Below are 25,188 nucleotides of genomic sequence, written 5' to 3'. Positions count from 1 at the left end.
TCGCGTCGTCGGGCCATCGAGGCCGAAAGGAGAGGTCGGCATGCCATCAACCGGTCGACGGTCCGCCGAGGATCGGCGCACGGCTATCGGTGCTCGCATCACCGAACTTCGCACTGCCCGGTCGATGAGCCTGTCCGCCCTGGCGCGGGCGGCCGGAATCGGCAAGGGCTCGTTGTCCGAACTCGAATCCGGACAACGCAATCCGACAATCGACACCCTGTATGCCGTGGCCGGACCACTGGGGGTTCCGTTATCCGCGCTGCTCGGCGAGGAGTCGGGTACCGAGGGCAGCGGCCGGTCACTGTCGGCGCGCCTGCTGCACGTCGAACACCATCCCGACGGCGCCGTGACGGAGGTCTTCTGGCTCACGGTCACCCCCGGTGACGTCCGGGAATCCCCGGCTCACGGTCCCGGCGTCGTGGAGAACGTGCACGTGGTGAGCGGGAACCTCACGGCCGGACGACGAGGCGCCGAGAACTCCGCCGGGCCGGGCGAGACGCTGCAGTGGATCAGCGATGTGCGCCATACCTATCGATCCGACGCCGGCGCGCAGGCGGTGCTGACCATTCACACTCCGCCACCCCGGTAGCCACCGACGCCAACGGCCCCCGCGGTGAATTCCGCAGGGGCCGTTGCTTTATGACGTTGTCTGGCCTACTTGGCGGGAGCCTTCCGGGCCGGCGCCTTCTTGGCCGGGGCCTTCTTGGCCGCCGCGACCTTCTTGGCCGGCGACGAGTTGGCGGTGCGGCCCTTGGCCTCGACGGTGCCGGCGGCGCCGCTGATCTCCTCGGCGAGGTCATCGGCCTCGTCGCGCAGATTCAGTCCGGCTTCCTCGATGGCGCCGGCGGCGTCCTCGACCTTGCCACTCAGGCGACCGGTCAGCTTGGCGGCACGATCACCGACGAGCCGGGTCTGGCTCGAGACCACGCCCAGCGCGTCCTCGGTGAGGTCGACGGCGTCGTTGTAGGCCTTCTCCGCACGGGTCAGGTTCTCCTGGACCACGGGACGGGTGCGGAGCTTCTCCACGGCCGCCTCACCGCGCTCGGCGAGCGAGTTGTAGAACTCGGTTGCCTTGTCCACGTAGGGATCTGCGATCTTGCGCAGCTCATCGACGGTCAGCTTGGCGCGCAGTTCCTCGACGCTGGGGACCTCCTCCGGGAGGGCCTCGACGCGGGTCTTGGTCTCCTCGAAGCGGGCTTCGAGACGAGCCTGCGCCTTCTCGGCAGCGGTCTCGGTGCGCTCACGGATCTCGGTGAGCTTGTCGGTCACCTGCTGGTAGGCGTAATCGCCCGCGCCAACAGCGACATAGAGGGGGTTCGCGAGGGTGCGTTCTGCGGTGGTCACAGGGGGACTCCTTTGATTGTAGTCACCAATCGCGCTGCAGCACTGGCGGTCTCGTCAATCTCGGCGTCATCATTGACATCTGCCGTCGACCGGGATGAGCATCCGCGGCGCTATCGGTATTGGTGCTTCCACTAACCAGTATCCACGCTGTGCTAGCAAATGCAAGCAATCTGCTAGCAGAGTGGTGGAGGTCACGGGATCGCACCGAAATCTGTACCGAGGGGTGCCGCGAGCTGCACCATCCGCGTGCTGCGGTTCGGATGTACAGCTTTGACGCGTGCGATGGGTGCAGGGTCAGTAGTGGTAGAAGCCCTGTCCGGTCTTCTTGCCGAGTCGGCCGGCCTCGACCATGCGCAACAGCAGCGACGGCGGTGAGTGCAGTGGCTCCTTGAACTCCGCATACATGGTGTCGGCGATGGCCTTGACGGTGTCGAGGCCGACGAGGTCGGCGAGTTTGAGCGGGCCCATCGGGTGCGCGCAGCCGAGCACCATGGCCTTGTCGATGTCCTCGGCGGTGGCGAAACCGGTTTCCACCATGCGGATCGCGGAGAGCAGGTAGGGCACGAGCAGTGCGTTGACGACGAACCCGGAACGGTCGGCCGAGCGGACCACCTGCTTGCCCAGCACGTCGTGGGCGAAGGTCTCAGCGCGCGCGGTCACCTCGGGGGAGGTCATCAGCGTGGTGACCACCTCGACGAGCGGCAACACCGGCACGGGATTGAAGAAGTGCATGCCGATCACGCGGCCGGCATCGCCGGTGGCCTTGCCCAGCTTCATGATCGGGATCGACGAGGTGTTGGAGGCGAGTACCGCCTGCGGGTCGGTGACCACTTTGTCGAGCTGGGTGAAGATCTCGATCTTCAGGTCCTCGTCTTCGACGACGGCCTCGCACACCAGCTGCCGGTCGGCGAAGTCGCCGAGGTCGGAGGTGAAGCGCAGGCGTGCGCACGCCTGTTCACGTTCCCGCTCGGTGAGCTTGCCGCTCGACACTCCACGATCGAGCGATTCCAGCACCCGGGCGCGTCCCGCCACGGCCAGCTCTCGGGTGGATTCGTAGACCAGCACGTCGGTGTCGGCGCGGGCACACACCTCGGCGATCCCGGCACCCATCTGCCCGGCACCCACAACCCCCACCCGTGTGATAGAACCAACCACGAGAACTCCTAACAACACAACCGAAAAGCACAACTAGACAACAGATTTCGTAAGTACATGGGTAACTCACCGGGTACGAGCAAAGCCCCCAAGATGCCAGCAGGCGGCCCGCAACGTAAGTCACGGGCCGCCTGACTGGTTCGAAAAAACCTCGGAGAGGCGGTCGAGCCGAGTTCCTAGTGGAACTGGCCTTCCTCGGTCGATCCCTTCAGCGCGGTGGTCGAGCTGTTGGGGTCGACGGTGGTGGCGATGTTGTCGAAGTAGCCGGCGCCGACCTCACGCTGGTGCTTGACGGCGGTGAAGCCACGCTCTTCGGCGGCCTTGAACTCGCGGTTCTGCAGGTCGACGAAGGCGCTCATCTGCTCGCGGGCGTAACCGTAGGCCAGGTCGAACATGCCGTAGTTGAGCGAGTGGAAGCCGGCCAGGGTGATGAACTGGAAGGTGAAGCCCATGGCGCCGAGCTCGTTCTGGAACTTGGCGATGGTGCTGTCGTCGAGGTGCTTGCTCCAGTTGAAGGACGGGCTGCAGTTGTAGGAGAGCAGCTGGTCCGGGTACTCGGACTTGACGGCCTCGGCGAACTTGCGGGCGAGCTCGAGATCGGGGGTACCGGTCTCCATCCAGATCATGTCGGCGTACGGGGCGTAGGACTTTGCACGCGCGATGCACGGCTCGATGCCGTTCTTGACGTGGTAGTAGCCCTCGGCGGTGCGCTCACCGGTGATGAATTCCTTGTCGCGCTCGTCGACGTCGGAGGTGATCAGGGTGGCGGCCTCGGCGTCGGTGCGGGCGATGACGACGGTCGGCACACCGGCGACGTCAGCGGCCAGACGAGCCGAGTTCAGGGTGCGGACGTGCTGCTGGGTGGGGATGAGCACCTTGCCACCGAGGTGGCCGCACTTCTTCTCCGACGCGAGCTGATCCTCCCAGTGGGTACCGGCGGCACCCGCGGCGATCATGGCCTTCTGCAGCTCGTAGACGTTGAGCGCGCCACCGAAGCCGGCCTCACCGTCGGCGACGATCGGCACGAGCCAGTTGTCGACGGAGTCGTCGCCCTCGACGCGCGAGATCTCGTCGGCGCGCAGCAGAGCGTTGTTGATGCGACGGACCACGTTGGGGACCGAGTTCGCCGGGTACAGCGACTGGTCGGGGTAGGTGTGGCCGGACAGGTTCGCATCGCCGGCGACCTGCCAGCCGGAGAGGTACACGGCCTTGAGGCCGGCGCGGACCTGCTGCACGGCCTGGTTACCGGTCAGCGCACCGAGCGCGTTGATGTAGCTGCCGTCCTTCTGGTTGACGCCTTCCCAGAGGATCTCGGCACCGCGGCGGGCGAGGGTGTGCTCCTCGACGACCGAGCCCTGAAGCTGGGCCACCTGCTCGGCGGTGTAGTCGCGCGTGACGTTGTCCCAGCGGGGGTTGGTGTCCCAGTCCTGCTGGATCTCGGCGGCGGTGCGGGGCTTTCCGACGTTGCTCATTGCCTACTTCGCTTTCGTTGTCCTGCTCCGGCCGCTGCGGCCGGGTCCGGTGCTGACAGACATCCGACGGGCGTTTCGGTTCGCGTGGACCGTTGCTCCGTGGTGCTGTGGAGCAGAATTTGCGAAACCGGCGTCGTCCCTCGGTAGTGCCTGCACCCAGGGTGCCATACAGAAAACGTGCAGGTCCAATCGTTTTGTCCTGCAAAATTGGGCCAACTTTGACGCGGCTTTGCAAAGTTTGCGAATCTCGACATGTGAAGAACCCGGCCCGTCCAACAAAAAAGTACGCGCGTACTGCGTTTTTGCCGGTGCCGGGTCCACTCGCCGGTAGCGCCGCGATGCGGTTCTCGACCGCCCCGACACACCCCGGACACGGGTCGGGTGTGACGCCATTCACACGAGACGGGCTGGCTCAGTGGCCGTCCGCGGTGGCCTGGGCGAGCGCGCGACCGAACAGATCGACGAATTGCGCATCCGTCAACGGGCTGGGCGCGGGTGTCGGCGGGGTGGTCGCCGGGGTCGGCTCGCCCGACACCGTCAGCTGCACGGTGACCGCCCCCGACGCCGGGCGATCGAGCAGCGCGTACCCGGCGAACCCGACCTGGCTGCGCACTCCGCCGTCGGGCAACCGGGTGGTGACCGTCGAGCGCACCAGCACCGCCCGCTCACCGGTGCGCAGACCGCCGGTGACCGGCGGCACCGGCAACGCGGCGTACTCGGTCACGATGCGTGCCCCGGCGAGATTGCCGGCGGTGATGGTGGTCTCCGTGCGGGCACACTGTGCCGACGTCGCGAACAGGTCGGCGCCGACGTCGCGGCGGGCGGTGCTCACCAGCTCCACCAGCGAGGTGTTGAACCGTCGGGCCCCGAGGACCGCGGAGTTGTCGGCGCGCAACTGCCCGTTGAGAGCGGCGTCGGCAGTCGGCCGGCAGAAGTCTGGTTCCACGCGCGTCCTGGCAGCCGACTCGATCGCTGCGCTGTTGCCGTCCACCAGTTCGGCGACCGTGAACGGCGTGACGGTGAAGCCGGGCGGGAGGTCGGAGGGATCGAGCAGCAGGTCGGCCGGCGCCAGTCGCGTACTCGCGGCATCCGGTGCTCCCGATCCGCATCCGGCAACTGTCAGAACCACGGCCAGTACCCCGGCCAGCAGCGCACACGCCGGCGCAGGCCTGATGATCCCCGCGAGCAGACGCACGCGGTCACCGTACCCTGAGAACAGATCCCGATCGGGAGGTGAACTCCGATGACCAAGACCTACGTCGGATCACGGTTGCGTCAGCTCCGCTCCGAACGCGGCCTCTCGCAGGTGGCACTGGCCCAGACGCTTTCGCTCTCACCGTCGTACCTCAACCAGATCGAGCACGACGCGCGGCCGCTGACCCCCAAGGTCCTCAGCCACATCACCGAGGCGTTCGGCGTCGACGCCGGGTTCTTCGACTCCCAGGACGACGTCCGGCTCGTCGCCGAGTTGCGCGAGGTGCTGCTCGACGACGACGTGGAGACGCCGGCGGGTCCCGTCGACGCCCAGGAGGTCAGCACCTTCGTCGCCACCCACCCGGCGATGGCCCAGGCGATGGTGAACCTCCATCGCCGCTACCGCGTGGCCACCGACCAGCTCGCCGCGGCCACCGACGAGCGCGGCGATCGCAGCATGCGGGGCACCATCACCGCTCCCCATGAAGAGGTGCGCGACTACTTCTATCAGCGCCGCAACTACATTCACGAACTCGACGTCGCCGCCGAGGAGATGACCTCGCGGATGCGCATGCATTCCGCCGACATCCGGCGCGAGATCAGCAATCGGCTCGAGAACGTGCACGGCGTGAGCATCGTGCGCCGCGTGGACCTCGGCGACTACACCCTGCATAGCTTCGATCCGCAGACGCGCCGGCTCGAGTTCTCGGCGGCGCTGTCGGCGGGACAACGGACCTTCAAACTCGCCACCGAACTGTGCCTGCTCGAATATCGGGACCTACTCGACGATCTCGTCGACGAGGGCAATTTCACCAGCGAGGATGCGCGGTCACTGGCACAGCTCGGCCTGGCCAACTACTTTGCCGCCGCGGCCGTCCTCCCCTACAACCAATTCCACGGCGCCGCCGAGGATTACCGCTACGACATCGAACGACTGTCGGCCTTCTACGCGGTCTCCTACGAGACGATCTGTCATCGGCTCTCCACCCTGCAGCGACCCAACCTACGCGGCATCCCGTGGTCGTTCGTCCGCGTGGATCGCGCGGGAAACATGTCGAAACGCCAGTCCGCCACCGGCTTTCACTTCTCCTCGAGCGGCGGCACCTGCCCGCTGTGGAATGTGTACGAGACCTTCGCCTCCCCCGGCAAGATCTCCACGCAGATCGCCGAGATGCCCGATGGCCGCAACTACCTCTGGGTGGCCCGTACCGTCGAGCGCCGCGCCGCGCGATTCGGCCAGCCGGGCAAGACCTTCGCCATCGGACTCGGCTGCGAACTGCGGCACGCCGGGCGGGTGGTCTACTCCGACGGCCTCGAGATCGGACCGCAGGCCAGGGTCACCCCGATCGGCGCGGGTTGCCGTGTGTGCGAGCGGCAGAAGTGTCCACAACGCGCGTTTCCGGCCCTCGGCGCACCGCTGCGCGTCCAGGAGCACCGCAGCAGCGTCTCGCCGTATATGAACGCCGAAGTCGAGTGATTCATATCACATTTGCATAACGGTCGATAGTCTGGGTCGCGTGTCCCAGGCGGTTGTCCACCGGATCGTCCTAGTCTCACCAGGCGTGGGGTCATCGCGGGGATTTCCTCACGGCAGAGGGGATTTCGCATGTCCTGTCGTGCTGCGAGCCGGATCTCGATCCGCTTCCGACGGCTCATTGCCGTCGCCGTCCTGCTACTCGTCTCCGGCCTGATCGTGCCGGCCGCTCGAGCCGGAGCCGAGCCGTTCACCATGAACGGCATCCCGCCGCAGATACCGCGTGCCATCGACGGCACCGTTCCCGCACCGCCGTATCCGCACCTGTCTCGCATTCCGCAGCGGGCCGTCGCACCGGGTTTCGGGTGGCGGCTGCAGGAACTGCGTGAGGCCACACTGCCGACGCCGTCGGGCGATCCATTCTTCGACCGCTGGGCACCCGACCTCGGCGGCCACCGGCCGGGAGCGGTGCTCACCACCCGCGACGTCACCTGGCCGGCGGGAGTCCTTGTGACCGTGCCGATCTCACGTGCCGTGCAGCTCAAGTTCGCCACCCGCGACGGCACCGGCCGGCCCCCCTTCGGGACCGCCACCGTGTTGTCCCCGCGACAGGCGTGGACGGGCCGGGGACCGCGTCCGATCCTCGTCAACAACCTGCCCATCGATTCCCTGGGGGCGGCCTGCACGCCCGGCGCGACGCTGGCCCACGGTGTCGGTGTGGCAACCGGATTCACCGATTTCCTCCCGCCGAGCACGCAGCTGGCCCTGTCCCGCGGCTACACCGTCATCGTGCCCGATCATCAGGGCCCACGGATGGCCTACGCCGAACCGACCACCGCCGGCCACATCGTCCTCGACTCCCTGCGCGCCGCCGCGGCCTACGACCCGGAACGGTTCGGGCACAGCCGGATCGCCATGACCGGATACTCGGGCGGCGCGATCGCCACCAACGGTGCGGCGAAGTTGGCAGCGTCCTACGCCCCCGAGGTGGCCGCACGCATCGTCGGCGCCGCACTCGGTGGGGTGCCCGCCGATTTCCGGATGCTCGTCGGCAGCATGAACGCCAACCTCGCCACCGGACTCTTCCACGCCGCCACCTTCGGCATCGCCCGGGAACGTCCCGAGATCCTCACGATGGCAAACCATGTCGCGCAATGGATAGCGACGTCGCCACTCAAGAACGTCTGCGTGGTCCCCGAGGCGCTCGCCGGACAGACCTTCATGCCCATGCAGCTACTGTCGAGCGACCCCGATCCCTTCCATTCCCCGGTGGCCGAGAACATCTACCGGGTCACCAAGATGAGCGACCGGAAATCCGTTGTGCCGCTCTACATCTACAACGGGACGCAGGAATGGTGGATACCGGCCGCCGGGGCGCGCAACCTGTTCCGTGAGCAGTGCCGGCTCGGCGCCAACGCCACCTACCGGGAGGTCTTCGGCGAGCACATCATCGCCGCCGTCGCCGGTTACCCGGACGCGGCCGGCTGGCTCGACGCACGGCTGCGTGGCATCCCGGCACGATCGACCTGTCCGCGCTGAGTCCCGTCGGCCACCTCGCCGCGCGCTCCGGCGGAACGTCGGTTTACAGTATGTCCCGACGTTGTAGGAGTGCGAACAGGGCATCGAGGGCGGCGCAGCCGCCTCGGGGCCGAGCCCGGCCGCCGACCTCGAGGAGTACGCGATGCCGGCTGTTTCCGGTCCGGGGCGATGGCTGCTGCGCGCAGCGGCCACGCTCACCACGGCACTGACCGCCGTGATCACCAGCGTCGCCGGAGGTGGTGCGGCCGTGGCCGATCCACCGAATCTGATGCCCATCCCCGGACAGGTACCGAATCAGATCGAGCGCATGGTTCCGCCACCCGACATCCCTCATCTGCGGTCCATCCCGGCTCGGGCGCAGACTCCCGGCGCGAGCCGCGAACTGCAGGAACTGCGCGAGGCGATCATGCCGTCGCCGACCGGTGACCCGTTCTTCGATGTGTGGCCGGCCGACCTCGCCCGCCACCGCCCCGGCGAGTTGCTCGCGCAGCGCGACGTGGCGCCGGTTGCAGCCCCACTCCTCGAGGTGCGCGTCGCCTATGCGCGGCAGATCAAGTTCCGCACCGTCGACGCCGCGAACCGTCCACTGTTCGCCACCGCGACCCTGTTCGTGCCGCCGGCGCCGTGGCAGGGTCGCGGTGCGCGGCCGGTCATGGTGAACAATCCGCCCATCGTCGCCCTCGGCACACGCTGCACCACCGGATACACCTTCGCACACGGCAAGACCGGCGACACCAACAGCACCGACCTACGGCCGCCGACCACCCAGGAGGCCCTCACGCGCGGCTACTCGGTGATCGTCCCGGACCACACCGGCGCCCGGATGGCCTATGCCGAGCCGTATGTCGCCGCGCACGTGGTCCTCGACTCGATCCGCGCGGCCGCCACCGTCGACAAGCGCAACTTCGGCGCGGGACCGATCGCGATGCTCGGCTACTCGGGCGGCGCGATCGCGACGAATGCGACCAGCAAGCTCGCATCGTCGTATGCACCCGAGGTGGCCAAGCGTTTCGTCGGCGCGGCCATCGGCGGAGTGCCCGCCGACTATCGGGTCCTCGCCGGCGCGATGAACGCCAACCTGGCCTCTGGGGTCTTCCATGCGGCGATCCTCGGCATCGCCCGCGAACGGCCGGAACTGCTGCCGATGGCCAACAAACTCGCCCGCCGGCTCGCGACAAACGACGTGCTGAAGAACCTGTGCACCGGGACGATGGGCTACTTCGGCTTCACCTTCGGCGCGACGCAGATGCTCTCCACCGACCCAGACCCGTTCAGATCGCCCACGGCCCAACGGATCTTCGAGATCACCGCGATGTCCGGGCACAAGGCCGCGATGCCACTGTTCATCTACCACGGCGCCCAGGAATGGTGGATCCCCGCGAGTCAGGCGCGTGCACTGTTCGCCGAGCAGTGCCGCCTCGGCGCCGACGCGACCTATCGCGAGTATCCCGGCGAACACATGACGACGGTCTTCGTCGCCTTCCGAGACGCGATGAGCTGGCTCGACGCGCGACTACGCGGCGTACCGGCCCAATCCACCTGCCCGCCCCGCTGACCGTGCGGCCAAATCCGTTGACCTTGCAGGCAATTTCGTTGACCACTTGAGCCTGCCCACGATCAACGCGCGGCCGGGGCGTCAGTAGACGAGAACCCGCACGTTCTCGGCCACACAGGCCGGCTTGTCCTCACCCTCGATCTCGACGGCATTCTTGACGACCATGCTGACCCCGGCGGAGGTTTCGTCGACCGAGACGATGACGGCGTTGGCGCGGATACGCGCTCCGACCTTCACCGGATTGGGAAAGCGCACCTTGTTCATGCCGTAATTGATGACGAGTTTGGGACCCTCGACGCCGAAGATGTCGCCCGCGAGCATGGGCAGCAAGGACAGGGTGAGGTATCCGTGCGCGATCGGCGCACCGAACGGCCCCGACTTCGCACGTTCGGGGTCGACGTGGATCCACTGGTGATCGCCGGTGGCCTCGGCGAAGGCGTTCACCCGATCCTGAGTGATCTCGAGCCACTCGCCGCTGCCGAGGTCCTCCCCGATCGCGGCCCGGATCTCGTCGACTGAAGTGAAGGTGCGCGCCATTGCGTCTCCGTATCTCGTGGGGTGGCCCGGCCGGATGATCCGGGTCCTGTCGTCGGCGCCGGTAGTCTACCGTGGCCCACATGAGCACCCCTCGCATCACACCCGGCCGCTTCCGCGACCTCGGCCCGCTCAACTGGGTTTTCGCGCGGGGCGCCGCCCGCGTCATCGGGGTCGACGACGCCCGGATCTTCTCCACGCTCGGCCGGACCCGCGGTGTCTTCCGCGCCTGGCTGCACTACTCGGGCCGATTGATGCCGTTCGGGGCGTTGTCCCGCAAGGACTCCGAGATGATCATCATCCGCGTCGCCCATCGGCGCAGCTGCGACTACGAACTCGATCATCATCGTCGCCTGGGCAAGCGCGCCGGAATCGACAACGACGAGTTCGCCCGGATCATCGAGGGCCCCGACGCCGGCTGGGGCGACCGGGAGCGGGCGATGCTGCGGGCGGCCGACGAACTCGTCGAGACCGACGACATCTCCGACACCACCTGGGCCGCGCTCGCCCGTCACCTCGACGACCGTCGGCTCATCGCCTTCGTCCTGCTCGTCGGGCAGTACGACGGGCTGGCCACCACCATCCACACGTTGCGTATCCAGCGCGACACCCGGGCGTGAGCTATGGACTCACTCAGCATGCGGTTCATGAAGAACCCGCTGTTCGCACAGGTGTATGAGCACCTCTGGCGGCCGACGTTCACCCGATTGTTCAGCTTCGGCGGCACCGCCACCGAGGACTACGACCGCGCCCTGCGCGCCTACCTGTCCCGCCCCGGCGAGCGCCTCGTCCTCGACGTCGCCTGCGGGCCGGGGAACTACACCCGCCAGATCGCCAACGGTCTGACCGGCGACGGCCGGTGCATCGGGATCGATTACTCCGCACCGATGCTCAGCCGGGCCGCCCGCACCAACCGCACCGAGCGCGCCGCCTACCTGCGCGCCGACGCACACGCAATGCCGTTCGCCGACAACACCTTCGACACCGTCACCTGTCTGGCGGCGCTCTACCTCATCCCCGACCCGATCCCCGTTCTCGACGAGTTGGTCCGGGTCGCGCGGACCGGCGGGGAGGTCATCGTGTTCACCTCCGTCGTCACCGGCGTCAGCTCGCTACCGGGTGTCCGCGAAGTGGCCGGGGCGTCGGGCTATCGGATCTTCGGCCGCCACGAGATCGTCGACCGGCTGCGTGCCGCCGGCCTCGAACACGTGGAGCAGACCATCACCGGCCAGGGCCAGTACGTGATCGGTATCAAGTCCTGACCCCGTGGACGACTATTTAGAGCAGAGTTATCCTCTAAATAGCCGATGCTGATCATGGCATCGACGATCCGTCGATCTGAGGAGCACCGATGCCCAGCCAGCCGTCCCACGACGCACTTCCCCTTGCCGGTCGCAAGACCGAGGATCTGCCGGGCCACTGGCTGCTCGCCCGCCTCGGCAAGCGCGTGCTCCGCCCCGGCGGCCGCGAACTCACCGAACGCCTGCTCGACGACGCCGACCTCGCCGGAGCCGACGTCCTCGAGATCGCACCCGGTCTCGGCAAGACTGCGGCGTCGATCATCGAACGCACCCCCCGGAGTTACGTCGGAGTCGAATCCGATTCGGCCGCAGCCGGTCTCACCGAAGGTGTGGTGGGTGACCGCGGCCGCGTGGTACCCGGCGACGCGTCGGCAACCGGCCTCGACGACGAGAGCGTGGACGTCGCCATCGGCGAGGCCATGCTCACCATGCAGTCCGATCGCGCCAAGGCCGAGATCGTGGCCGAGGCCTTCCGCGTGCTGCGCCCCGGCGGCCGCTATGCCATCCACGAACTCGCGCTGCACCCCGATACCCTGCCCGACGAGGCCAAGACCGAGATCCGCAAGCAGCTGGCCCGCTCCATCAAGGTCAACGCACGTCCGCTGACCGAGCAGGAATGGCGAAAACTGTTCACCGACGCCGGTTTCGAGATCAAGAAGGTCGGCTTCGCCAAGATGGCACCACTGCAACCGCGACGGGTGCTCGCCGACGAGGGACCGCTGCGCACCCTGCGCTTCGTGGGCAACGTCCTGCGCGACAGCGATGCCCGCAAACGGGTGCTCGGCATGCGCGCGACCTTCACCAAGTACCGCGACGAACTGGCCGCGATCGAGGTCATCGCCGTGAAGCCGGGCCGGTCGTGACCGGCAGTAATACCGGGCCGGCGGTCGCCGGGAATACCGGGCCGGCGGTCGCCGGGGACGCGTCCACCTGGACCCCGCTGACCGGCCTGGCCGAGGCGGCGGGGACCGGCCCGGCCGAACCCGGTAGCCGGCCCGACATCGCACTACTGGCCCGGGCCACCGGCGTCAACGTGCTCCGGCTGTCGTTCCGGGCCGGGCAGGTGATGGCCGACCATCGGGCCGCGCGGCCTATCCTGGTCCTCGGCCAGACCGGCGAGGTCGACTTCGCGGTCGGCGGTGACACCGTCGCGCTGCGCCCCGGCGCCGCGGTGCACGTGGAAGCCGGTGTGACACATGCGCTCACCGCGGTCACCGACGCCGTGGTGACGCTGCTCGTCCTCGACCACGAGTAGACACGAGTTGAGAGGAGCCGACCCGATGGGTGAGGAGTCCCGGACCCGCGACGGCGATCCGCGCGCCAACGTGCTCGCGGTCCTCACCGAGCGTGGCACCCCCTGTGACGTGCGGGAGGTGGCCGCAGCCCTCGGCATCCATGTCACGACCGCCCGGTTTCATCTGAACAATCTGGTGTCCGACGGCCGGGTCTCGACGACGACGATGCGTTCGACGACGGCCGGTCGGCCCCGCGTCGGCTATGTCGCGGTGTCGAGCCCGCCGGTCGGCGATCTGCTCGGTGCGCTGCTCGCCCAGCTCGGCAGCACACCGGCGGCGCGGGAACGTGCCGGTGCGGAGGCCGGACGGCTCTGGGCCGACGCGCACACGAGTCCCCCGTCCACATCCACACTGTCGGCAACGCCCGATCTGCCCGATCCCGTCACGGTGGCCGCGGAAACGTTGGGTCAGCTCGGTTTTCGGGTGTCGGGTACGGTCAGCGCCTTCGGCACCCACGAACTGCGGATCTGTTCCTGCCCACTCAAGGACATCGCTCGCGATCATCCGGAGGTGGCCCGCGGCGTCGCGCGCGGTGTCATCGAGCAGACCCTCGCCACCAGTTCGCCCGCACTGGCCTCGCAGTACCTCGTCGACGTCCTGCCCGATCCGGAGGGCGACTGCGAGATCACCCTGCGCCTGTCCCGCCTGCGCACCCCCGCGAGCAACGTCACACCGCGGTAAGGGTTGCCTCAGCATATTTAGATGATTAGATTCCTTTAAATAGGGCGCGAGGTCGCCCGACACAAAGGAGTGCATCATGCATCAGATCCGCCGGGTCGTCGTCGCCATCGCGACCGTCATGCTGGCCGTCTCGTTCAGCGGCACCGCTGCGGCCAAGACGTTCCCACCCAACTTCACCGTCACCAGCGAACGCCCGTCGCTCGGCGAGCTCAACGACATCGTCGAGTTCCTGGTCGGCACGCCGGCCTCCGACAGCGCGAAGGCCGCGAACGTCGAGGGCGGCACCAACGCGGTGATCGTGCCCAAGACCGTCTACAACCTGGGTCTGTTCCGGGCGCCCAAGGGCAGCCACCAGATGACCGGACCACTGGTGCAGCGCGGCAACAGCGTCACCGCCACGCTGAACGCCGGCTCCGCCGGTCGCCCGACCATCAAGATGACCATCGAGTTCAAGAAGCAGGGCAATTGGAAGCTCGCGGCCAGCTCGCTGTGCCAGGGCGTCAAGGGGGTCGGCCTCAACATCTACTGCAACCGCTGAGCACCGGGTTCGGCACACCACGATGATCACCGTCGACGGTCTGTCCGTCCGGCTGGGCGGGCAGCAGATTCTCGATGAGGTGAGCACCGCCGTGGCGCCCGGTCAGCTGGTCTATCTGCTGGGCCGCAATGGCGCGGGCAAATCCACGCTGCTGCGCACCATCTGCGGGATCACCCGTCCGCGGACCGGCACCGTCCTGGTCAACGATCGCCCGCTCGCCCGGGCGCCCCGACCACTCACCGAAGTGGGAATCCACCTGGGCACCGACGCTTTTCATCCCGGCCACACCGCACGACGCCATCTGCGGTGGCTCGCCGACGCCGGTGGCGTGGACCGTCGCCGGGTCGACGATCTGCTCGACCAGGTGGGGCTCGCCGACGCCCGGAGCCGTCGGGTGACCGACCTGTCGCTGGGCATGAAACAGCGACTCGGCCTGGCCGGCGCATTGCTCGGCGACGCGTCGACGATCCTGCTCGACGAACCACTCAATGGCCTCGACATCGACGGAATCCGTTGGCTGCGTGGCCTTCTGCGGGATCTCGCGGACGAAGGCCGCAGCCTGCTCATCGCCTCCCACCTGATGGACGAGGTGGGCCGCACCGGTGACCGGGTGATCGTGCTGGACGGCGGACGGGTCGTCGCCGATACCACCGTCGAGGAGTTCGTCGTCGGACACCACACGCTCGAGGACGCCTACATCGCAACGGTCACCCGTGACGACCAGACAGCCGATCAGGGCGAGGGCAACCCGGCTCGGTCCGGTGATGGGCCGACATGACGCGCACTGGAATCCGCTGTGCAGCAGAACAACTCATACGCGCCATCCGCGCCGAGAGCACCCGGTCCGGTGGCCGGCGCAGCATCCTGCTGTTCGGCGCCGTCCCCGGTGCGGTGATCCTGCCGCTGATCGTCACCTTCGGCGTCGCGATGGTCGGCGAACGGTTCGCGACCATCTCCAGCAGCATCAGCGTGAGCGAGGTCCCCACCACCAACTCGGTGTACTGGGTGATCACCTTCACCGTCATCACCTGGGCGGTCATCGCCACCTACGCGCAGGCGATGGGTGAACGCGGCCCGGTCGGCGAGATCGCCCGCTACCTGTATCCGCGCGCGGCGACCGCGGCGCTGGCCCGCTGGATCGTCTACGGCGGGTGGTCGGCGATCTGCTCGGCCATCCTGGTCTGCGTCGTCATGCTGGTGCTGCCCACCATGTTCCCCACGGTGTACGGCGGAGTCGACCTGACCTCGTCGGCCGGAATCCGCTTCCTGCTCACCGTACCGATCTACGGCGTGCTGGCCGTCGGCGTCGGTGTCGGGCTGGCCGCGGTGATCGGCCATCCCGCCACCGCCGTCGCCGTCCTGCTCGGCTGGGCCTACATCGTCGAGAATGCCATCAGCCTGATCCCCAACGGTTACACGGTGCAGACCTACATGCCCTTCCTCAACGGTGTCTTCGGCACCGGTCAGGAACTCTCGCTGTTCCCACCCTGGGGACCCGACGGCGCCCTGATCTACCTCGGCGCCATCGCGCTGGGCATGTTCGCGCTCGGCAGCGGGGTCCTCGCGGTGCGTCGTCGGCGCTGAACCGCATCACGATGCGACCGACCGAACGACACGCGGCCCCGCCGATGCGGCGATAATCTTTCGTGGTGCGGCCAACCCCGACAATCCGGGCCGCGGCGAGGAGCGTGAGCGATGCCGGCAGACGCCGCACCCGCCCATGACCTCGATCACCACGTCTCGATCACCATGTCCGGAACGGTCCGCGTGGAAGTCGACGGCGTCGTCGCCGACATCAAGTCACGCCGCGAACGTGCCGTGCTGGCACGGCTGGTCGCCGCCGACGGTCACGTCGTGTCGACCGACCGGCTGATCGATGACCTGTGGAACGGCGAACCGCCACCCAAGGCGCTGGCCGGACTACAGGTCCACGTCTCCAACCTGCGGCGCATCCTGGAGCCGGGACGCGCGCCACGAACACCCGCGCGCATCCTGGTCAGCGAGGCGCCGGGCTACGCGCTGCGCCTCCCGCGGGATGCCGTGGACCTGTGGCGATTCGACGACCTCGTCACCACCCCCGCCGACGATCCGGCCGCCCGGTACGCCAACTCCGACGCCGCTCTGGCGCTGTGGCGGGGTGAACCGTTCGGCGCGCATGCCACCGACGAGTGGGCGCGGGCCGAGACGGTGCGCCTCGGCGAGGTACATCTCACCGCCGTCGAACAACGCGCCGCCGCCGCACTGGATCTGGGCCGGCCCACCGAGGTCGTGGCCGCGCTGACGGGTCTCACCGACTCCCACCCCACCCGCGAGGAGATCTTCCGGCTGTTGGCGCTCGCGCAGTACCGGCTGGGTCGGCAGGCCGATGCGCTGGCCACGCTACGCACCGTTCGCGATTACCTCTCCGACGAACTCGGCGTCGACCCCGGTCCAGCCCTTCGTGACCTGGAAACCGCCATCCTGCAGCATGATCGGGCACTCGACGCTGCCAGGCAGCCTACCGCCGCGTCCGTCCCGACACCGAAACCGGCCGATGCGGCCGGCGCCGGCATCGAGGAATCGGCGGGCCGGGAGGTGGAACTCGAGAAGCTGATGATGCATGCCGATACCGTGCGCCGCACCGGGTTACGCATCGTATGGGTGACCGCGGAGGCCGGTGGCGGCAAATCCACATTGGCGCGTGGCCTCGTCCGGCGACTACGGTCGGCCGGCTGGCCGGTGGCCGTCGGGCATTGCCCCGAGGTCGACGGCGCCCCCACCGCGTGGGCATGGCGAGAGATCATCGACGCCCTCGGCCATTCGCACACCGCCGACGATCCGTTCACCATCGCCCGCGAGGTCGTCGCTGCCTGTCAAGCGTTGTCGGCCACCAGTGTTGACCGCTACGGAATCCTCCTCGTGCTCGACGACGTCCACCGCGCGGACAGTGCAACGCTTCAGGTGTTACGGCAGGCGGTGACCTGGCTGGCCGAGCAGCCCATTCTGGTTCTCGCGACCTACCGGCCGTCGGAGGCAGAAGTGGAACTCCAGGCCTCCGGCGCGGCCCTGATCTCGGTCACCGCCGATCTGCTGGCACTGTCGGGATTGTCCGACGACGGCATCCGGGAACTCGCCGCGTCGGCCGGGCTCGATCCGGTCGATGACGCCACCGTCGAACTGCTGCGTTCGCGAACCGACGGGAATCCGCTGTTCGTGCGGGAACTCGCCAAGCTGGTGGCCTCACGCGGTCCGCGGGACGCGCAGCGCGCGGTGCCCAGCGGGGTGCGAGATGTGTTGTTACGCAGAGCAGAACGCCTACCCGAGAATGCTGTCACCCTGCTCCGGCTGGCCGCGATGTGCGGACGGGAGGCCGCCATCGACACCCTGATCGCGCTGTGGCCCGACGACTCGGGCGGCGAGGATGCCGTCCTCGACGCGATCGACTCGGCGGTGGTCGCCGGATTGCTCACCGCCACCGTCGATCGGGTTGTGTTCAATCACGTCCTGATGCGGGAGGCGATCTATGACGCCATCCCGGCGCTGCGACGACGGCGTCTGCACTGGCGTGTGCTGGAGCACCTTCGCTCCACCTCGGACGCCTCGGTCGACGAGCTGGCCCACCACGCAGCGTTGGGTGCGAGCCCGGCCACCACGAGCGAAGCGCTGAGCATCGTCGAAGACGCTGCCCGGCACCGTTTCGGCGCAGACGACACCGCCGGACTGTGGCGCTCGGCGGTGGACCTGCACGCGATGGCCGGTCACGACCGCGACAGCGCGGGCGCCTCCGACAAGGGGGCGATGGTCCAGTCGTTGTGCAATCTGGTGACCGCCCTGGCACATTCGGGTGTGATCGGCGAAGCGCGGTCGCGGCGGGAAGAGGCCCTGACACTGGCCCGCTCCGTGGGTGACGACCACCTCGTCCTGACGGCTCTCACCTGCTGGCGCACTCCGTCGATCTGGACGACCCGCCCGGACCGACTGCTCGATCCTGTGATGAGCACGGCGATCCGAGAGATGTTGCCGCACACCACCGGTGCCGACCGCGCATGGCTGCTGGTGACCGCCGTCGCCGAGTTCGAGGGCAACGAGGAACGGTTCGCGGCGCAGTGTTCGCAGGAGGCCCTCGATCTGGCCCGAACGGTCGATGATCCGGAATTGCTTTGTGCCGCACTCAATTCCCGCGTGCACACCGCTATCGGTCCCGACGACAACCATCTGCTCGCGGGATTCGCCGAGGAGTTCGTGGCCACCGCAGAGAGCGTCGGCAATACCGACTACGCCGCGGCCGCCCACTTCTTCATGGCTGTGACCCGCGCCGGACAGACCGATCTGGTTGCCACGCACCGCGAGATGAGTCTGGCGATGCAGTCGGCGACGAGCGGTAAGGTCGCCGAATTGGTGGTGGTACAAGCCACTTTCGGCGCGGTGCTCGACGTTCTGCGCGGGGACCTCGACAAGGCCGCGGCCACCTACCACGCCATCGGGGCGCAGCTCGCGGCGGCCGGCAACCCAGCCGGCGAGGTGTTCACCCTCATCGAGGAATTGTCTATCGGCTGGTACCGAGGGTCCGTCGGACACCTCATCGACGCCGGACTCCGCAACATCTACGAGACCGCACCGGAATCCATCGCCTGGGTATATGCTGCCGCACTCATCGACGCCGGACGCCTCGACGAGGCGCGCACCGTCGCTGCTCGCGGCTATCGCACGGTGCGCGACTACTACTGGACGGCACTCGAAGCCTTCCATGCCTACGCCCTGATCAAACTCGGCATGGCCGAGGAAGCCGCGGAACTGTATGCGGAACTGAAGGATTGGAGCGGCAGCATCGCCGGGCTCACCTCGACGAGCGTCGTCTTCGGACCGATGGACGACCTGCTGGCCGGACTCGCCGAACTCTGCGGCGATGCCGATGCCGCGGCGCGCCATCGGGAGATCTCGGCGACGGTGATGGCCGATGTCCGTCGGCAACTGGCCGAGATCGGTTGACGCACCCCTCTACCGACTCAGCCGCCCCACCTGCTGGTTGAGCCGCGACCCCACCTGCTCGTTGCGCCACCCCACCTGCTGGTTGAGCCGCGTCGGCGAGGAACGAACCGCCGCGTGTCGAAACCACCAGTGCGACAACAATGTTCGCACCCGCAACCCACAACCCCACAGCAGGACCCTCTGCCAGCAGAGGCCGCCCAACCGCCGGTTACGACCGAAGTCCTGTCCGGACGGGTCGTCCTCAGATCGACCGGTAGTCCCGCACCGACATCCGGTTGCCCTTGCGCTGCGGGAAGGTGCCGAACAGCTCGCACATGCGCACCACCCGACCACGTTGTCCCGCATAGGGTTCGAGCAACTCGAGCATGCCGTCATCGTCGACGGGCTCACCGATCAGTGTCTGTCCGACGAGAGAGGGGATGTGATAGTCCCCCACCGGCACCGCATCCGGATCGCCGACCGCCCGCATCCGCGTCTCAGCCTCGGTCCACCTGCCCACTCCGCGGAGCACGGTGAGTTTGTCGGCGTGCCGCTCGACGTCGATGGATGTCGCGCCGCGGATGGTGCGCATCCGGACGGGTTCGGCGCCGGCGCGGTGCCATTCCCAGGACGGGATGGCAGCCCAGTCCGCACGCGGGGGCGGTACCCGCATGTCGCCGACGGGTCCCGGTGCGGGCTCACCGTAGCGTCGGAGCAAATGCCGCCACGCGCGCCACGCTTCTCGTCCGACGACCTTCTGTTCCAGGATCGCCGGCACCAGCGCCTCCCACACGCGCCCGCTGCGGCCGATCCGTAGCCCTCGGGCCTGGGCCGCGAGACGCCGGACTACTGGATCATCGGCGCGTAAATCGTCGGGATCGTCTGCAACTCCCAGGAAGTCCGGCACCATCTCGATCAACCATCGTGCCCCGGGCCCCCAGGCACGGGCTTCGATGACGCCACCGGTCGCCGCCATCGTCACCGTGCCCGGGCCGTCGGGTGTGTGAACCGCCCGCCACACCGATCCATCACGCCCGTAACGAAACGCCGGGTCCCCGGCGCCACGCCGGTGCAGACCGACCGTCATGCGCAGGTCGACCGGGCCCGGCGGACTCCAGGTCCGTCGAATCGGTTCACCGCCTGCCGCCATGAGTCGATGGTATGGTCCGCGTCCGGCCTTCCCGATTCTGGTGGATTCGATCTACCGATTCCTCAGGTCCCGACTCCGTTCTGTGCCTTCCGCGGAACAAATGTGAGACACCGAGGAACTGGATCGGTTACCCCACGCATCATTGCGACAGCACGCTGTCGCCTCCGAGTCGAATCGACGGCAACCGCATCCACACCGAAAGCGAGCGAGCGATGTGTACACGGGTGATCTGGCCAGACGCAAACGGTGCCGTCCTGGTCGGCCGCAACATGGACTTCCACAAGGATCTGATGACGAACCTGTGGAAGCACCCCCGCGGGGTGGCCCGCGACGACGGGGTCAAGGGTGAACTCACCTGGACGTCGAAGTACGGCAGCGTGATCGCCGCCGCCTTCGACATCATCTCCGTCGACGGCATCAACGAGGCCGGACTCGCCGGGCACGTCCTCTGGCTGGCCGAGTCCACCTATGGCGACCTCGACGAGTCGCGTCCGGCCCTCAGCCAAGCCGCGTGGCTGCAGTACTTCCTGGACAACTTCGCGACCGTGGCCGACGCGGTCGCGTGGATCTCGGAGACCGACGTCCAGGTGATCCAGATGCCCGATCCCACCGGCGGCAATCCCCCGACGATCCATCTCGCGCTCGACGACGCCACCGGCGACTCGGCGATCATCGAGTACGTCGACGGCCATGCCCGCGTCTATCACGACAAGTCATACTCGGTGATGACGAACTCCCCGACCTACGATCAGCAGCTCGAACTGCTCAAGCGGTGGGAGGGACTCGGCGGTACGGACCCGCTACCCGGCGACACCGTTGCCGAGCACCGGTTCGCCCGCGCGGCCTACTACGCATCGCGCCTCCCGGTTCCGGCCAGCCAGCAGGAAGCGGTCGCGAGCATGTTCAGCGTCATCCGCAACGCCGCTCAGCCGTTCCGCATCCCGGACCCGGGCAAACCCGATGCGTCACAGACCATCTGGCAGACGGTCCTGGATCTGACCAACAAGCGCTATGTCTTCGAGTCGACGACCCGGCCCAACATCGTCTGGGTCGATCTCGACGATCTCGACTTCGGCGAGGGTACGCCGCAACTGAAACTCGACCTGCAGAGCAAACTGTCGCTGCAGGGCGGAATTGCCGGCAATGCCGCGCAGGACTTCGAGGACGACGGCCCGATGACCTTCCTGTCCTTCGAGCTGCTAAGACAGCTCGAACACGGGCAGCCGGAACCAGCGACGCCGACCGCCACCCCCTGACGATCACGACGGAAGCACAGGAGTTCGGGGTCCCGGTGCGCTCGGTCGTGCGCGCGGCAGCCCGGGATGTGGTCTACCGCGACCACACCAGGGTCGGTGTCGTGGCGTGGGCCTTCACCATCAAGTCACAGTGCTACGACACCCTGGTCGACGAACTCGACCCCGTCATCGCCATCCGCGGCGAGCCCAGCGGACGGCTCGCCGCGGTGATCGAACATGGCAGCCTCACGAGCCCGGCGATCGAACACGAGGTCGGGTCGATGTTCGTGCCCGGCGCGGCTCACAAGTTGATCATGTGCCCGATCGCGCCATGGAACGTCTCCTGGAGTGCTTCCGACATCGTCGGGTGGGTGTGCACGTTGCGGGCGAGTTCCTTGGCGGTCAGATCCCACTTGTGGGCCAGCGTCATCTCCGGGAGCATCTCGGAGACGTTGTCGCCCACAAGGTGCCCGCCGAGGAGTTCGTCGGTGTCGGCGTTGGTGATGAGCTTGGCGAATCCGGTTGTCTCGCCGAGTCCTTGGGCCTTGCCGTTGGCGCTGAACGGGAAAGTGGTGGCCTTGACGTTGTAACCCTCGTCCTTGGCCTGCGCCTCGGTGAGCCCGAAGGACGCGACCTGCGGCTGGCAGAAGGTGGCCCGCGGCATGAACCGGTAGTCGCCCAGGGTCATGGTTTCGGCGCCGGCCATGGTCTCGGCGGCCACGACGCCCTGCGCCTCGGCCACGTGGGCGAGCTGCAGTTTGGCGGTGACGTCGCCGATGGCGTAGATGCCCTCGACGTTGGTGCGCATGAAGTCGTCGATCGCGATGGCGCCGCGGTCGGTCAGCTCGACGCCTGTGTTCTCCAGGCCGAAGCCCTCGACTCGCGGCGCGAAGCCGACGGACATGAGGACCTTGTCGACGGTGAGTTCGCCGTCGTTGTCCTTGGCGTCCTTGTAGGTGACGGTCACGCTGTCGCCGTTGTCGGTGACCGACTGCACCTTGGTGGACGTCATCATCTTGACGCCGAGCTTCTTGTACTCCTTGGCGACGGCCTTGGAGGAGTCGGCGTCCTCGTTGGGCAGGACGCGGTCGAGGAACTCGACGATCGTCACGTCGACGCCGTAGTTGGCCAGGACGTAACCGAACTCCATGCCGATGGCCCCGGCGCCGACGATCACGATGGATTCGGGCAGCTCACGGGTGAGGATCTGGGTCTCGTAGGTGACCACGTTGTCGGAGAGCTCGACGCCGGGCAGCAATTTCACCGTGGAACCGGTGTCGATGATGACGTTGTCGAAGGTGATCTCCCGATCCCCCACGACGATGGTTTTCGCGTCCTTGAACTTCCCGTATCCGTCGATCTCGGTGATCTTGTTCTTCTTCATCAGGAAGTGGACACCCTTGACGATGCCCTCGCTGACCTTGCGACTGCGATCGAACGCAGCACCGAAGTCGAAGGCCACCTCGCCGGTGATCCCGAAGGTCTTGGCCTGATGGTTGAAGATGTGCGCGAGTTCCGCGTTTCGCAACAACGCCTTGGACGGGATACATCCGACGTTGAGACACACACCGCCCCAGTACTTCTCTTCGATGACGGCGGTTTTCATGCCCAGCTGAGCCGACCGGATCGCGGCGACGTACCCACCTGGACCTGCACCCAATACAACTGTTTGAAAGTGTTCAGCCACGACTGCCAGCCTACGTCCCGCCGTGACATCGCCGCAGGGTGTCCCGCTACTCAGGAGTAAGGCAGGCGGTCGGGACCGGCGCGATGTGGCATCGGATCTTTCACCCGCAGCGACCGGCTGCTGTTTCAATCACTGATTGAATCGGTGATTGAACTGTGCTTACATCGTGAATGTGACGCGCGACACCTCGACGGCAACCACCCGCGACGTACTGCTGACCGCAGCCGAGCGACTGTTTCTCTCCGACGGCTACGACGATGTCTCCGTGCGCGCCATCTGCTCGGCCGCAGGCGCGAATCCGGCCGCGGTTCACTACCACTTCGGTTCCAAGGACAACCTGGTCGTCGCGCTACTCGAGGACCGCCTCGGCCCCATCTGGGCGGATCCCCTCGATCGGGTCGAGCCGGGAAGCGACTCGGTGAGGCACATCGTCGGCCTCATCATCGACCCGCTGATCAGCCTGCAGGGCGATCCGCTCGGGCATCTGCATCTGCGTCTGTTGTCGCGGTTCGTGCTCACCCACCCGAAGGCACCGTGGACCGGACGATGGTTCCGTATCGACTCGTGGGCACGTCTGCTCACCGCGTCCGTCCCCGAACTCGACGAGGCCGCGGCCGCTCGACGCTGGGCCTTCGCCTTCGACCTCATCCTGACGCGCGTCGGTGCTGCCGAGCCGCTTCATCCGGTTGCCGTCACAGCTCTGGCCGACTTCGTCACCGCCGGACTCTCGGCACCTGCCTGACCCATCCCCCGACCGAGGACGCACGATGACCAGCCCCCAACGCAACACCACCCCCGCCGACGGCCCGTTCAGTCCCGCGACGCTCGGCCCACTGACCCTGCGCAACCGTCTGATCAAGTGCGCCACCTTCGAAGGCATGACCCCTGATGCCCTGGTGACCGACGATCTCATCGAGTTCCATCGCGAGGTGGCGGCCGGCGGGGTCGCCATGAGTACCGTCGCCTACTGCGCGATCGCACCGGAGGGCCGTACCGATCGCCACCAGATCTGGCTGCGGCCCGAGGCCATGCCGGGGTTGCGACGACTCACCGATGCCATACACGCAGAAGGTGCCATCGCCGCCGCTCAGCTCGGACACGCCGGTCCGGTGGCGAACTCGGTCTCGAATCGGGCCAAGGCCCTTGGGCCGTCACGCATTCCGGCGCCGATGGGGATGTCGGTGACCCACAAGGTGAGCCTCGACGACATCGCGGGGCTGCATGCCACTTTCCGGCGGGCGGCGCGCATCGCCGTAGACAGCGGGTTCGACGGACTCGAAATCCATTGCGGCCACAACTATCTGATCAGTTGCTTCCTGTCCCCCCTGCTCAACCACCGCCGCGACGGATACGGCGGTTCCCTGGTCAATCGCGCACGGTTGGCTCGTGAGGTCGTCGAGTCGGTGCGCGAGGAGGTCGGCGACGAAGCCGCCGTCTGGGTGAAACTCAACATGTACGACGGCGTCGGCCGGCCGGGACCGGGCCGTGGCGGACGTCGCTGGTCCGGCTTCAACATCGACGAAGCATGTTCTGTTGCACAGCTTCTGGAGAGCGACGGGCACCTCGATGCCATCGAGCCGACGGCCGGCAGTTCGCTCCTGAACCCGATGTACCTGTTTCATGGCGACGCCCCCCGCGCGGCCTTCGCCGACGCCTTCCGCGGCACGATGCGCTGGGGGCTCAAAGCCGCCGGCCCGTTCTTCCTGAAGCATTACGACTATCACGACGGATATCTGCTGCCGCTCGCACGGCAGCTCCGTGCGGCAGTTGACCTACCGCTGATCCTGCTCGGCGGTGTCACCGACCGCGCGTCGATGGACACCGCGCTCGCCGAGGGATTCGACTTCGTCGCAATGGGTCGCGCCCTGCTCCGTGAACCCGATCTGCCGCTGCGGATTGCCGCCGACGCCACCACGACGTCGGCGTGCACGCACTGCAATCTGTGCATGCCGACGATCTACTCGCACACCCGATGTCCGGTCCGGACCGGCGAGGTCCTCGCCTGAGCCCGTGGCCTGATGTCACCGGCGCATCCCGCGCTGCCAGCAGCCTTCATCTACCGGCGACGAACTTGCTTGATCGCTCCG

23 protein-coding genes are annotated in these 25,188 nt (G+C 67.4%); 16 read left to right on the top strand and 7 right to left on the bottom strand.

All coding sequences use genetic code 11. From position 1 onward, the window contains the following. The first annotated feature begins 40 nt into the window (after positions 1 to 40). Positions 41 to 589, top strand: a complete 549-nt coding sequence (locus GBRO_RS03780; protein ID WP_012832664.1) for a helix-turn-helix domain-containing protein — start codon at positions 41 to 43, stop codon at positions 587 to 589. 65 nt (positions 590 to 654) lie between these two features. Here the strand turns inward: GBRO_RS03780 and GBRO_RS03775 are convergent, their stop codons facing one another. The 4 genes from GBRO_RS03775 to GBRO_RS03760 all read right to left on the bottom strand — a co-directional run bounded on the left by GBRO_RS03775 (position 655) and on the right by GBRO_RS03760 (position 5,166). Then, positions 655 to 1,344, bottom strand: coding sequence for a heparin-binding hemagglutinin (locus GBRO_RS03775; protein ID WP_012832663.1), 690 nt, complete (start codon positions 1,342 to 1,344; stop codon positions 655 to 657). A gap of 294 nt (positions 1,345 to 1,638) precedes the next feature. Continuing rightward, positions 1,639 to 2,499 (bottom strand): 3-hydroxybutyryl-CoA dehydrogenase, encoded by an 861-nt coding sequence (locus tag GBRO_RS03770; protein WP_012832662.1) that lies wholly within the window; start codon positions 2,497 to 2,499, stop codon positions 1,639 to 1,641. Positions 2,500 to 2,675: 176 nt separating this feature from the next. Then, complete coding sequence (gene aceA, locus GBRO_RS03765; RefSeq protein ID WP_012832661.1) at positions 2,676 to 3,971, bottom strand: isocitrate lyase; 1,296 nt, start codon at positions 3,969 to 3,971, stop codon at positions 2,676 to 2,678. Positions 3,972 to 4,383: 412 nt separating this feature from the next. Then, positions 4,384 to 5,166 carry a hypothetical protein gene (locus tag GBRO_RS03760; RefSeq protein ID WP_012832660.1) on the bottom strand — a complete coding sequence of 261 codons (783 nt, stop codon included), beginning with the start codon at positions 5,164 to 5,166 and terminating at the stop codon, positions 4,384 to 4,386. A 48-nt stretch (positions 5,167 to 5,214) separates the two neighbouring features. Between GBRO_RS03760 and ramB the strand changes: the two genes are divergently transcribed. From ramB to GBRO_RS03745, 3 genes are all read left to right on the top strand, one after another. Next, positions 5,215 to 6,642, top strand: coding sequence for an acetate metabolism transcriptional regulator RamB (gene ramB, locus GBRO_RS03755; RefSeq protein WP_012832659.1), 1,428 nt, complete (start codon positions 5,215 to 5,217; stop codon positions 6,640 to 6,642). 129 nt (positions 6,643 to 6,771) lie between these two features. Next, positions 6,772 to 8,178: a lipase family protein gene (locus tag GBRO_RS03750; RefSeq protein WP_012832658.1), complete on the top strand. Its 1,407-nt coding sequence runs from the start codon at positions 6,772 to 6,774 to the stop codon at positions 8,176 to 8,178. Between the two features lie 142 nt (positions 8,179 to 8,320). Next, the gene (locus GBRO_RS03745; RefSeq protein ID WP_012832657.1) at positions 8,321 to 9,733 is read left to right on the top strand and encodes a lipase family protein; all 1,413 of its coding nucleotides are present in this window, start codon (positions 8,321 to 8,323) and stop codon (positions 9,731 to 9,733) included. Positions 9,734 to 9,814: 81 nt separating this feature from the next. Here the strand turns inward: GBRO_RS03745 and GBRO_RS03740 are convergent, their stop codons facing one another. Further along, a complete protein-coding gene (locus GBRO_RS03740) occupies positions 9,815 to 10,270 on the bottom strand; it encodes a MaoC family dehydratase (protein ID WP_012832656.1) in 456 nt (151 codons plus the stop codon). 80 nt (positions 10,271 to 10,350) lie between these two features. Here GBRO_RS03740 and GBRO_RS03735 point away from each other — a divergent pair, with 80 nt between their 5' ends. The 9 genes from GBRO_RS03735 (at position 10,351) to GBRO_RS03695 (ending at position 19,050) form a co-directional block, all read left to right on the top strand. Beyond that, the gene (locus GBRO_RS03735) at positions 10,351 to 10,887 is read left to right on the top strand and encodes a carboxymuconolactone decarboxylase family protein (RefSeq protein WP_012832655.1); all 537 of its coding nucleotides are present in this window, start codon (positions 10,351 to 10,353) and stop codon (positions 10,885 to 10,887) included. 3 nt (positions 10,888 to 10,890) lie between these two features. Continuing rightward, positions 10,891 to 11,529 carry a class I SAM-dependent methyltransferase gene (locus tag GBRO_RS03730; RefSeq protein WP_041919709.1) on the top strand — a complete coding sequence of 213 codons (639 nt, stop codon included), beginning with the start codon at positions 10,891 to 10,893 and terminating at the stop codon, positions 11,527 to 11,529. A gap of 89 nt (positions 11,530 to 11,618) precedes the next feature. After that, the gene (locus GBRO_RS03725; RefSeq protein ID WP_012832653.1) at positions 11,619 to 12,431 is read left to right on the top strand and encodes a class I SAM-dependent methyltransferase; all 813 of its coding nucleotides are present in this window, start codon (positions 11,619 to 11,621) and stop codon (positions 12,429 to 12,431) included. After that, positions 12,428 to 12,823 (top strand): cupin domain-containing protein, encoded by a 396-nt coding sequence (locus tag GBRO_RS03720; protein WP_012832652.1) that lies wholly within the window; start codon positions 12,428 to 12,430, stop codon positions 12,821 to 12,823. The genes GBRO_RS03725 and GBRO_RS03720 overlap by 4 nt, the downstream gene beginning before the upstream one ends. 25 nt (positions 12,824 to 12,848) lie before the next feature. Beyond that, positions 12,849 to 13,544 carry a FaeA/PapI family transcriptional regulator gene (locus tag GBRO_RS03715; RefSeq protein ID WP_012832651.1) on the top strand — a complete coding sequence of 232 codons (696 nt, stop codon included), beginning with the start codon at positions 12,849 to 12,851 and terminating at the stop codon, positions 13,542 to 13,544. A 76-nt stretch (positions 13,545 to 13,620) separates the two neighbouring features. Further along, on the top strand, positions 13,621 to 14,082 hold the full coding sequence (locus GBRO_RS03710; RefSeq protein ID WP_012832650.1) for a hypothetical protein: 462 nt from the start codon (positions 13,621 to 13,623) through the stop codon (positions 14,080 to 14,082). A gap of 22 nt (positions 14,083 to 14,104) precedes the next feature. Next, on the top strand, positions 14,105 to 14,860 hold the full coding sequence (locus GBRO_RS03705) for an ABC transporter ATP-binding protein (protein WP_012832649.1): 756 nt from the start codon (positions 14,105 to 14,107) through the stop codon (positions 14,858 to 14,860). After that, the gene (locus tag GBRO_RS03700; RefSeq protein ID WP_012832648.1) at positions 14,857 to 15,666 is read left to right on the top strand and encodes a hypothetical protein; all 810 of its coding nucleotides are present in this window, start codon (positions 14,857 to 14,859) and stop codon (positions 15,664 to 15,666) included. The genes GBRO_RS03705 and GBRO_RS03700 overlap by 4 nt, the downstream gene beginning before the upstream one ends. Before the next feature lie 111 nt (positions 15,667 to 15,777). Further along, complete coding sequence (locus tag GBRO_RS03695) at positions 15,778 to 19,050, top strand: BTAD domain-containing putative transcriptional regulator (protein ID WP_012832647.1); 3,273 nt, start codon at positions 15,778 to 15,780, stop codon at positions 19,048 to 19,050. A gap of 241 nt (positions 19,051 to 19,291) precedes the next feature. Here GBRO_RS03695 and GBRO_RS03690 read toward each other — a convergent pair whose 3' ends face one another. Further along, positions 19,292 to 20,179 carry a DNA-3-methyladenine glycosylase family protein gene (locus GBRO_RS03690; protein WP_012832646.1) on the bottom strand — a complete coding sequence of 296 codons (888 nt, stop codon included), beginning with the start codon at positions 20,177 to 20,179 and terminating at the stop codon, positions 19,292 to 19,294. Positions 20,180 to 20,391: 212 nt separating this feature from the next. Here GBRO_RS03690 and GBRO_RS03685 point away from each other — a divergent pair, with 212 nt between their 5' ends. After that, positions 20,392 to 21,435: a linear amide C-N hydrolase gene (locus tag GBRO_RS03685; protein ID WP_012832645.1), complete on the top strand. Its 1,044-nt coding sequence runs from the start codon at positions 20,392 to 20,394 to the stop codon at positions 21,433 to 21,435. Positions 21,436 to 21,715: 280 nt separating this feature from the next. Here the strand turns inward: GBRO_RS03685 and lpdA are convergent, their stop codons facing one another. Continuing rightward, a complete protein-coding gene (lpdA, locus tag GBRO_RS03680) occupies positions 21,716 to 23,101 on the bottom strand; it encodes a dihydrolipoyl dehydrogenase (protein WP_012832644.1) in 1,386 nt (461 codons plus the stop codon). A 166-nt stretch (positions 23,102 to 23,267) separates the two neighbouring features. Between lpdA and GBRO_RS03675 the strand changes: the two genes are divergently transcribed. After that, positions 23,268 to 23,843, top strand: a complete 576-nt coding sequence (locus tag GBRO_RS03675; protein WP_012832643.1) for a TetR/AcrR family transcriptional regulator — start codon at positions 23,268 to 23,270, stop codon at positions 23,841 to 23,843. A gap of 25 nt (positions 23,844 to 23,868) precedes the next feature. Then, positions 23,869 to 25,107 carry an oxidoreductase gene (locus tag GBRO_RS03670; RefSeq protein ID WP_012832642.1) on the top strand — a complete coding sequence of 413 codons (1,239 nt, stop codon included), beginning with the start codon at positions 23,869 to 23,871 and terminating at the stop codon, positions 25,105 to 25,107. Positions 25,108 to 25,188 lie beyond the last annotated feature (81 nt).

The organism is Gordonia bronchialis DSM 43247, assembly GCF_000024785.1.
In the GTDB taxonomy this organism is placed as follows: Bacteria; Actinomycetota; Actinomycetes; order Mycobacteriales; family Mycobacteriaceae; genus Gordonia; species Gordonia bronchialis.
This window is presented reverse-complemented; position numbering and strand designations above follow the sequence as displayed.

What these genes read in the sequence shown, in the direction of transcription:
- GBRO_RS03780 (WP_012832664.1), top strand. Translation starts at nt 41, where the DNA reads ATGCCATCAACCGGTCGACGGTCCGCCGAGGATCGGCGCACGGCTATC.
- aceA (WP_012832661.1), bottom strand. Translation starts at nt 3,971, where the DNA reads ATGAGCAACGTCGGAAAGCCCCGCACCGCCGCCGAGATCCAGCAGGAC.
- ramB (WP_012832659.1), top strand. Translation starts at nt 5,215, where the DNA reads ATGACCAAGACCTACGTCGGATCACGGTTGCGTCAGCTCCGCTCCGAA.
- GBRO_RS03750 (WP_012832658.1), top strand. Translation starts at nt 6,772, where the DNA reads ATGTCCTGTCGTGCTGCGAGCCGGATCTCGATCCGCTTCCGACGGCTC.
- GBRO_RS03745 (WP_012832657.1), top strand. Translation starts at nt 8,321, where the DNA reads ATGCCGGCTGTTTCCGGTCCGGGGCGATGGCTGCTGCGCGCAGCGGCC.
- GBRO_RS03740 (WP_012832656.1), bottom strand. Translation starts at nt 10,270, where the DNA reads ATGGCGCGCACCTTCACTTCAGTCGACGAGATCCGGGCCGCGATCGGG.
- GBRO_RS03735 (WP_012832655.1), top strand. Translation starts at nt 10,351, where the DNA reads ATGAGCACCCCTCGCATCACACCCGGCCGCTTCCGCGACCTCGGCCCG.
- GBRO_RS03730 (WP_041919709.1), top strand. Translation starts at nt 10,891, where the DNA reads ATGGACTCACTCAGCATGCGGTTCATGAAGAACCCGCTGTTCGCACAG.
- GBRO_RS03725 (WP_012832653.1), top strand. Translation starts at nt 11,619, where the DNA reads ATGCCCAGCCAGCCGTCCCACGACGCACTTCCCCTTGCCGGTCGCAAG.
- GBRO_RS03715 (WP_012832651.1), top strand. Translation starts at nt 12,849, where the DNA reads ATGGGTGAGGAGTCCCGGACCCGCGACGGCGATCCGCGCGCCAACGTG.
- GBRO_RS03710 (WP_012832650.1), top strand. Translation starts at nt 13,621, where the DNA reads ATGCATCAGATCCGCCGGGTCGTCGTCGCCATCGCGACCGTCATGCTG.
- GBRO_RS03705 (WP_012832649.1), top strand. Translation starts at nt 14,105, where the DNA reads ATGATCACCGTCGACGGTCTGTCCGTCCGGCTGGGCGGGCAGCAGATT.
- GBRO_RS03700 (WP_012832648.1), top strand. Translation starts at nt 14,857, where the DNA reads ATGACGCGCACTGGAATCCGCTGTGCAGCAGAACAACTCATACGCGCC.
- GBRO_RS03695 (WP_012832647.1), top strand. Translation starts at nt 15,778, where the DNA reads ATGCCGGCAGACGCCGCACCCGCCCATGACCTCGATCACCACGTCTCG.
- GBRO_RS03690 (WP_012832646.1), bottom strand. Translation starts at nt 20,179, where the DNA reads ATGGCGGCAGGCGGTGAACCGATTCGACGGACCTGGAGTCCGCCGGGC.
- GBRO_RS03685 (WP_012832645.1), top strand. Translation starts at nt 20,392, where the DNA reads ATGTGTACACGGGTGATCTGGCCAGACGCAAACGGTGCCGTCCTGGTC.
- GBRO_RS03670 (WP_012832642.1), top strand. Translation starts at nt 23,869, where the DNA reads ATGACCAGCCCCCAACGCAACACCACCCCCGCCGACGGCCCGTTCAGT.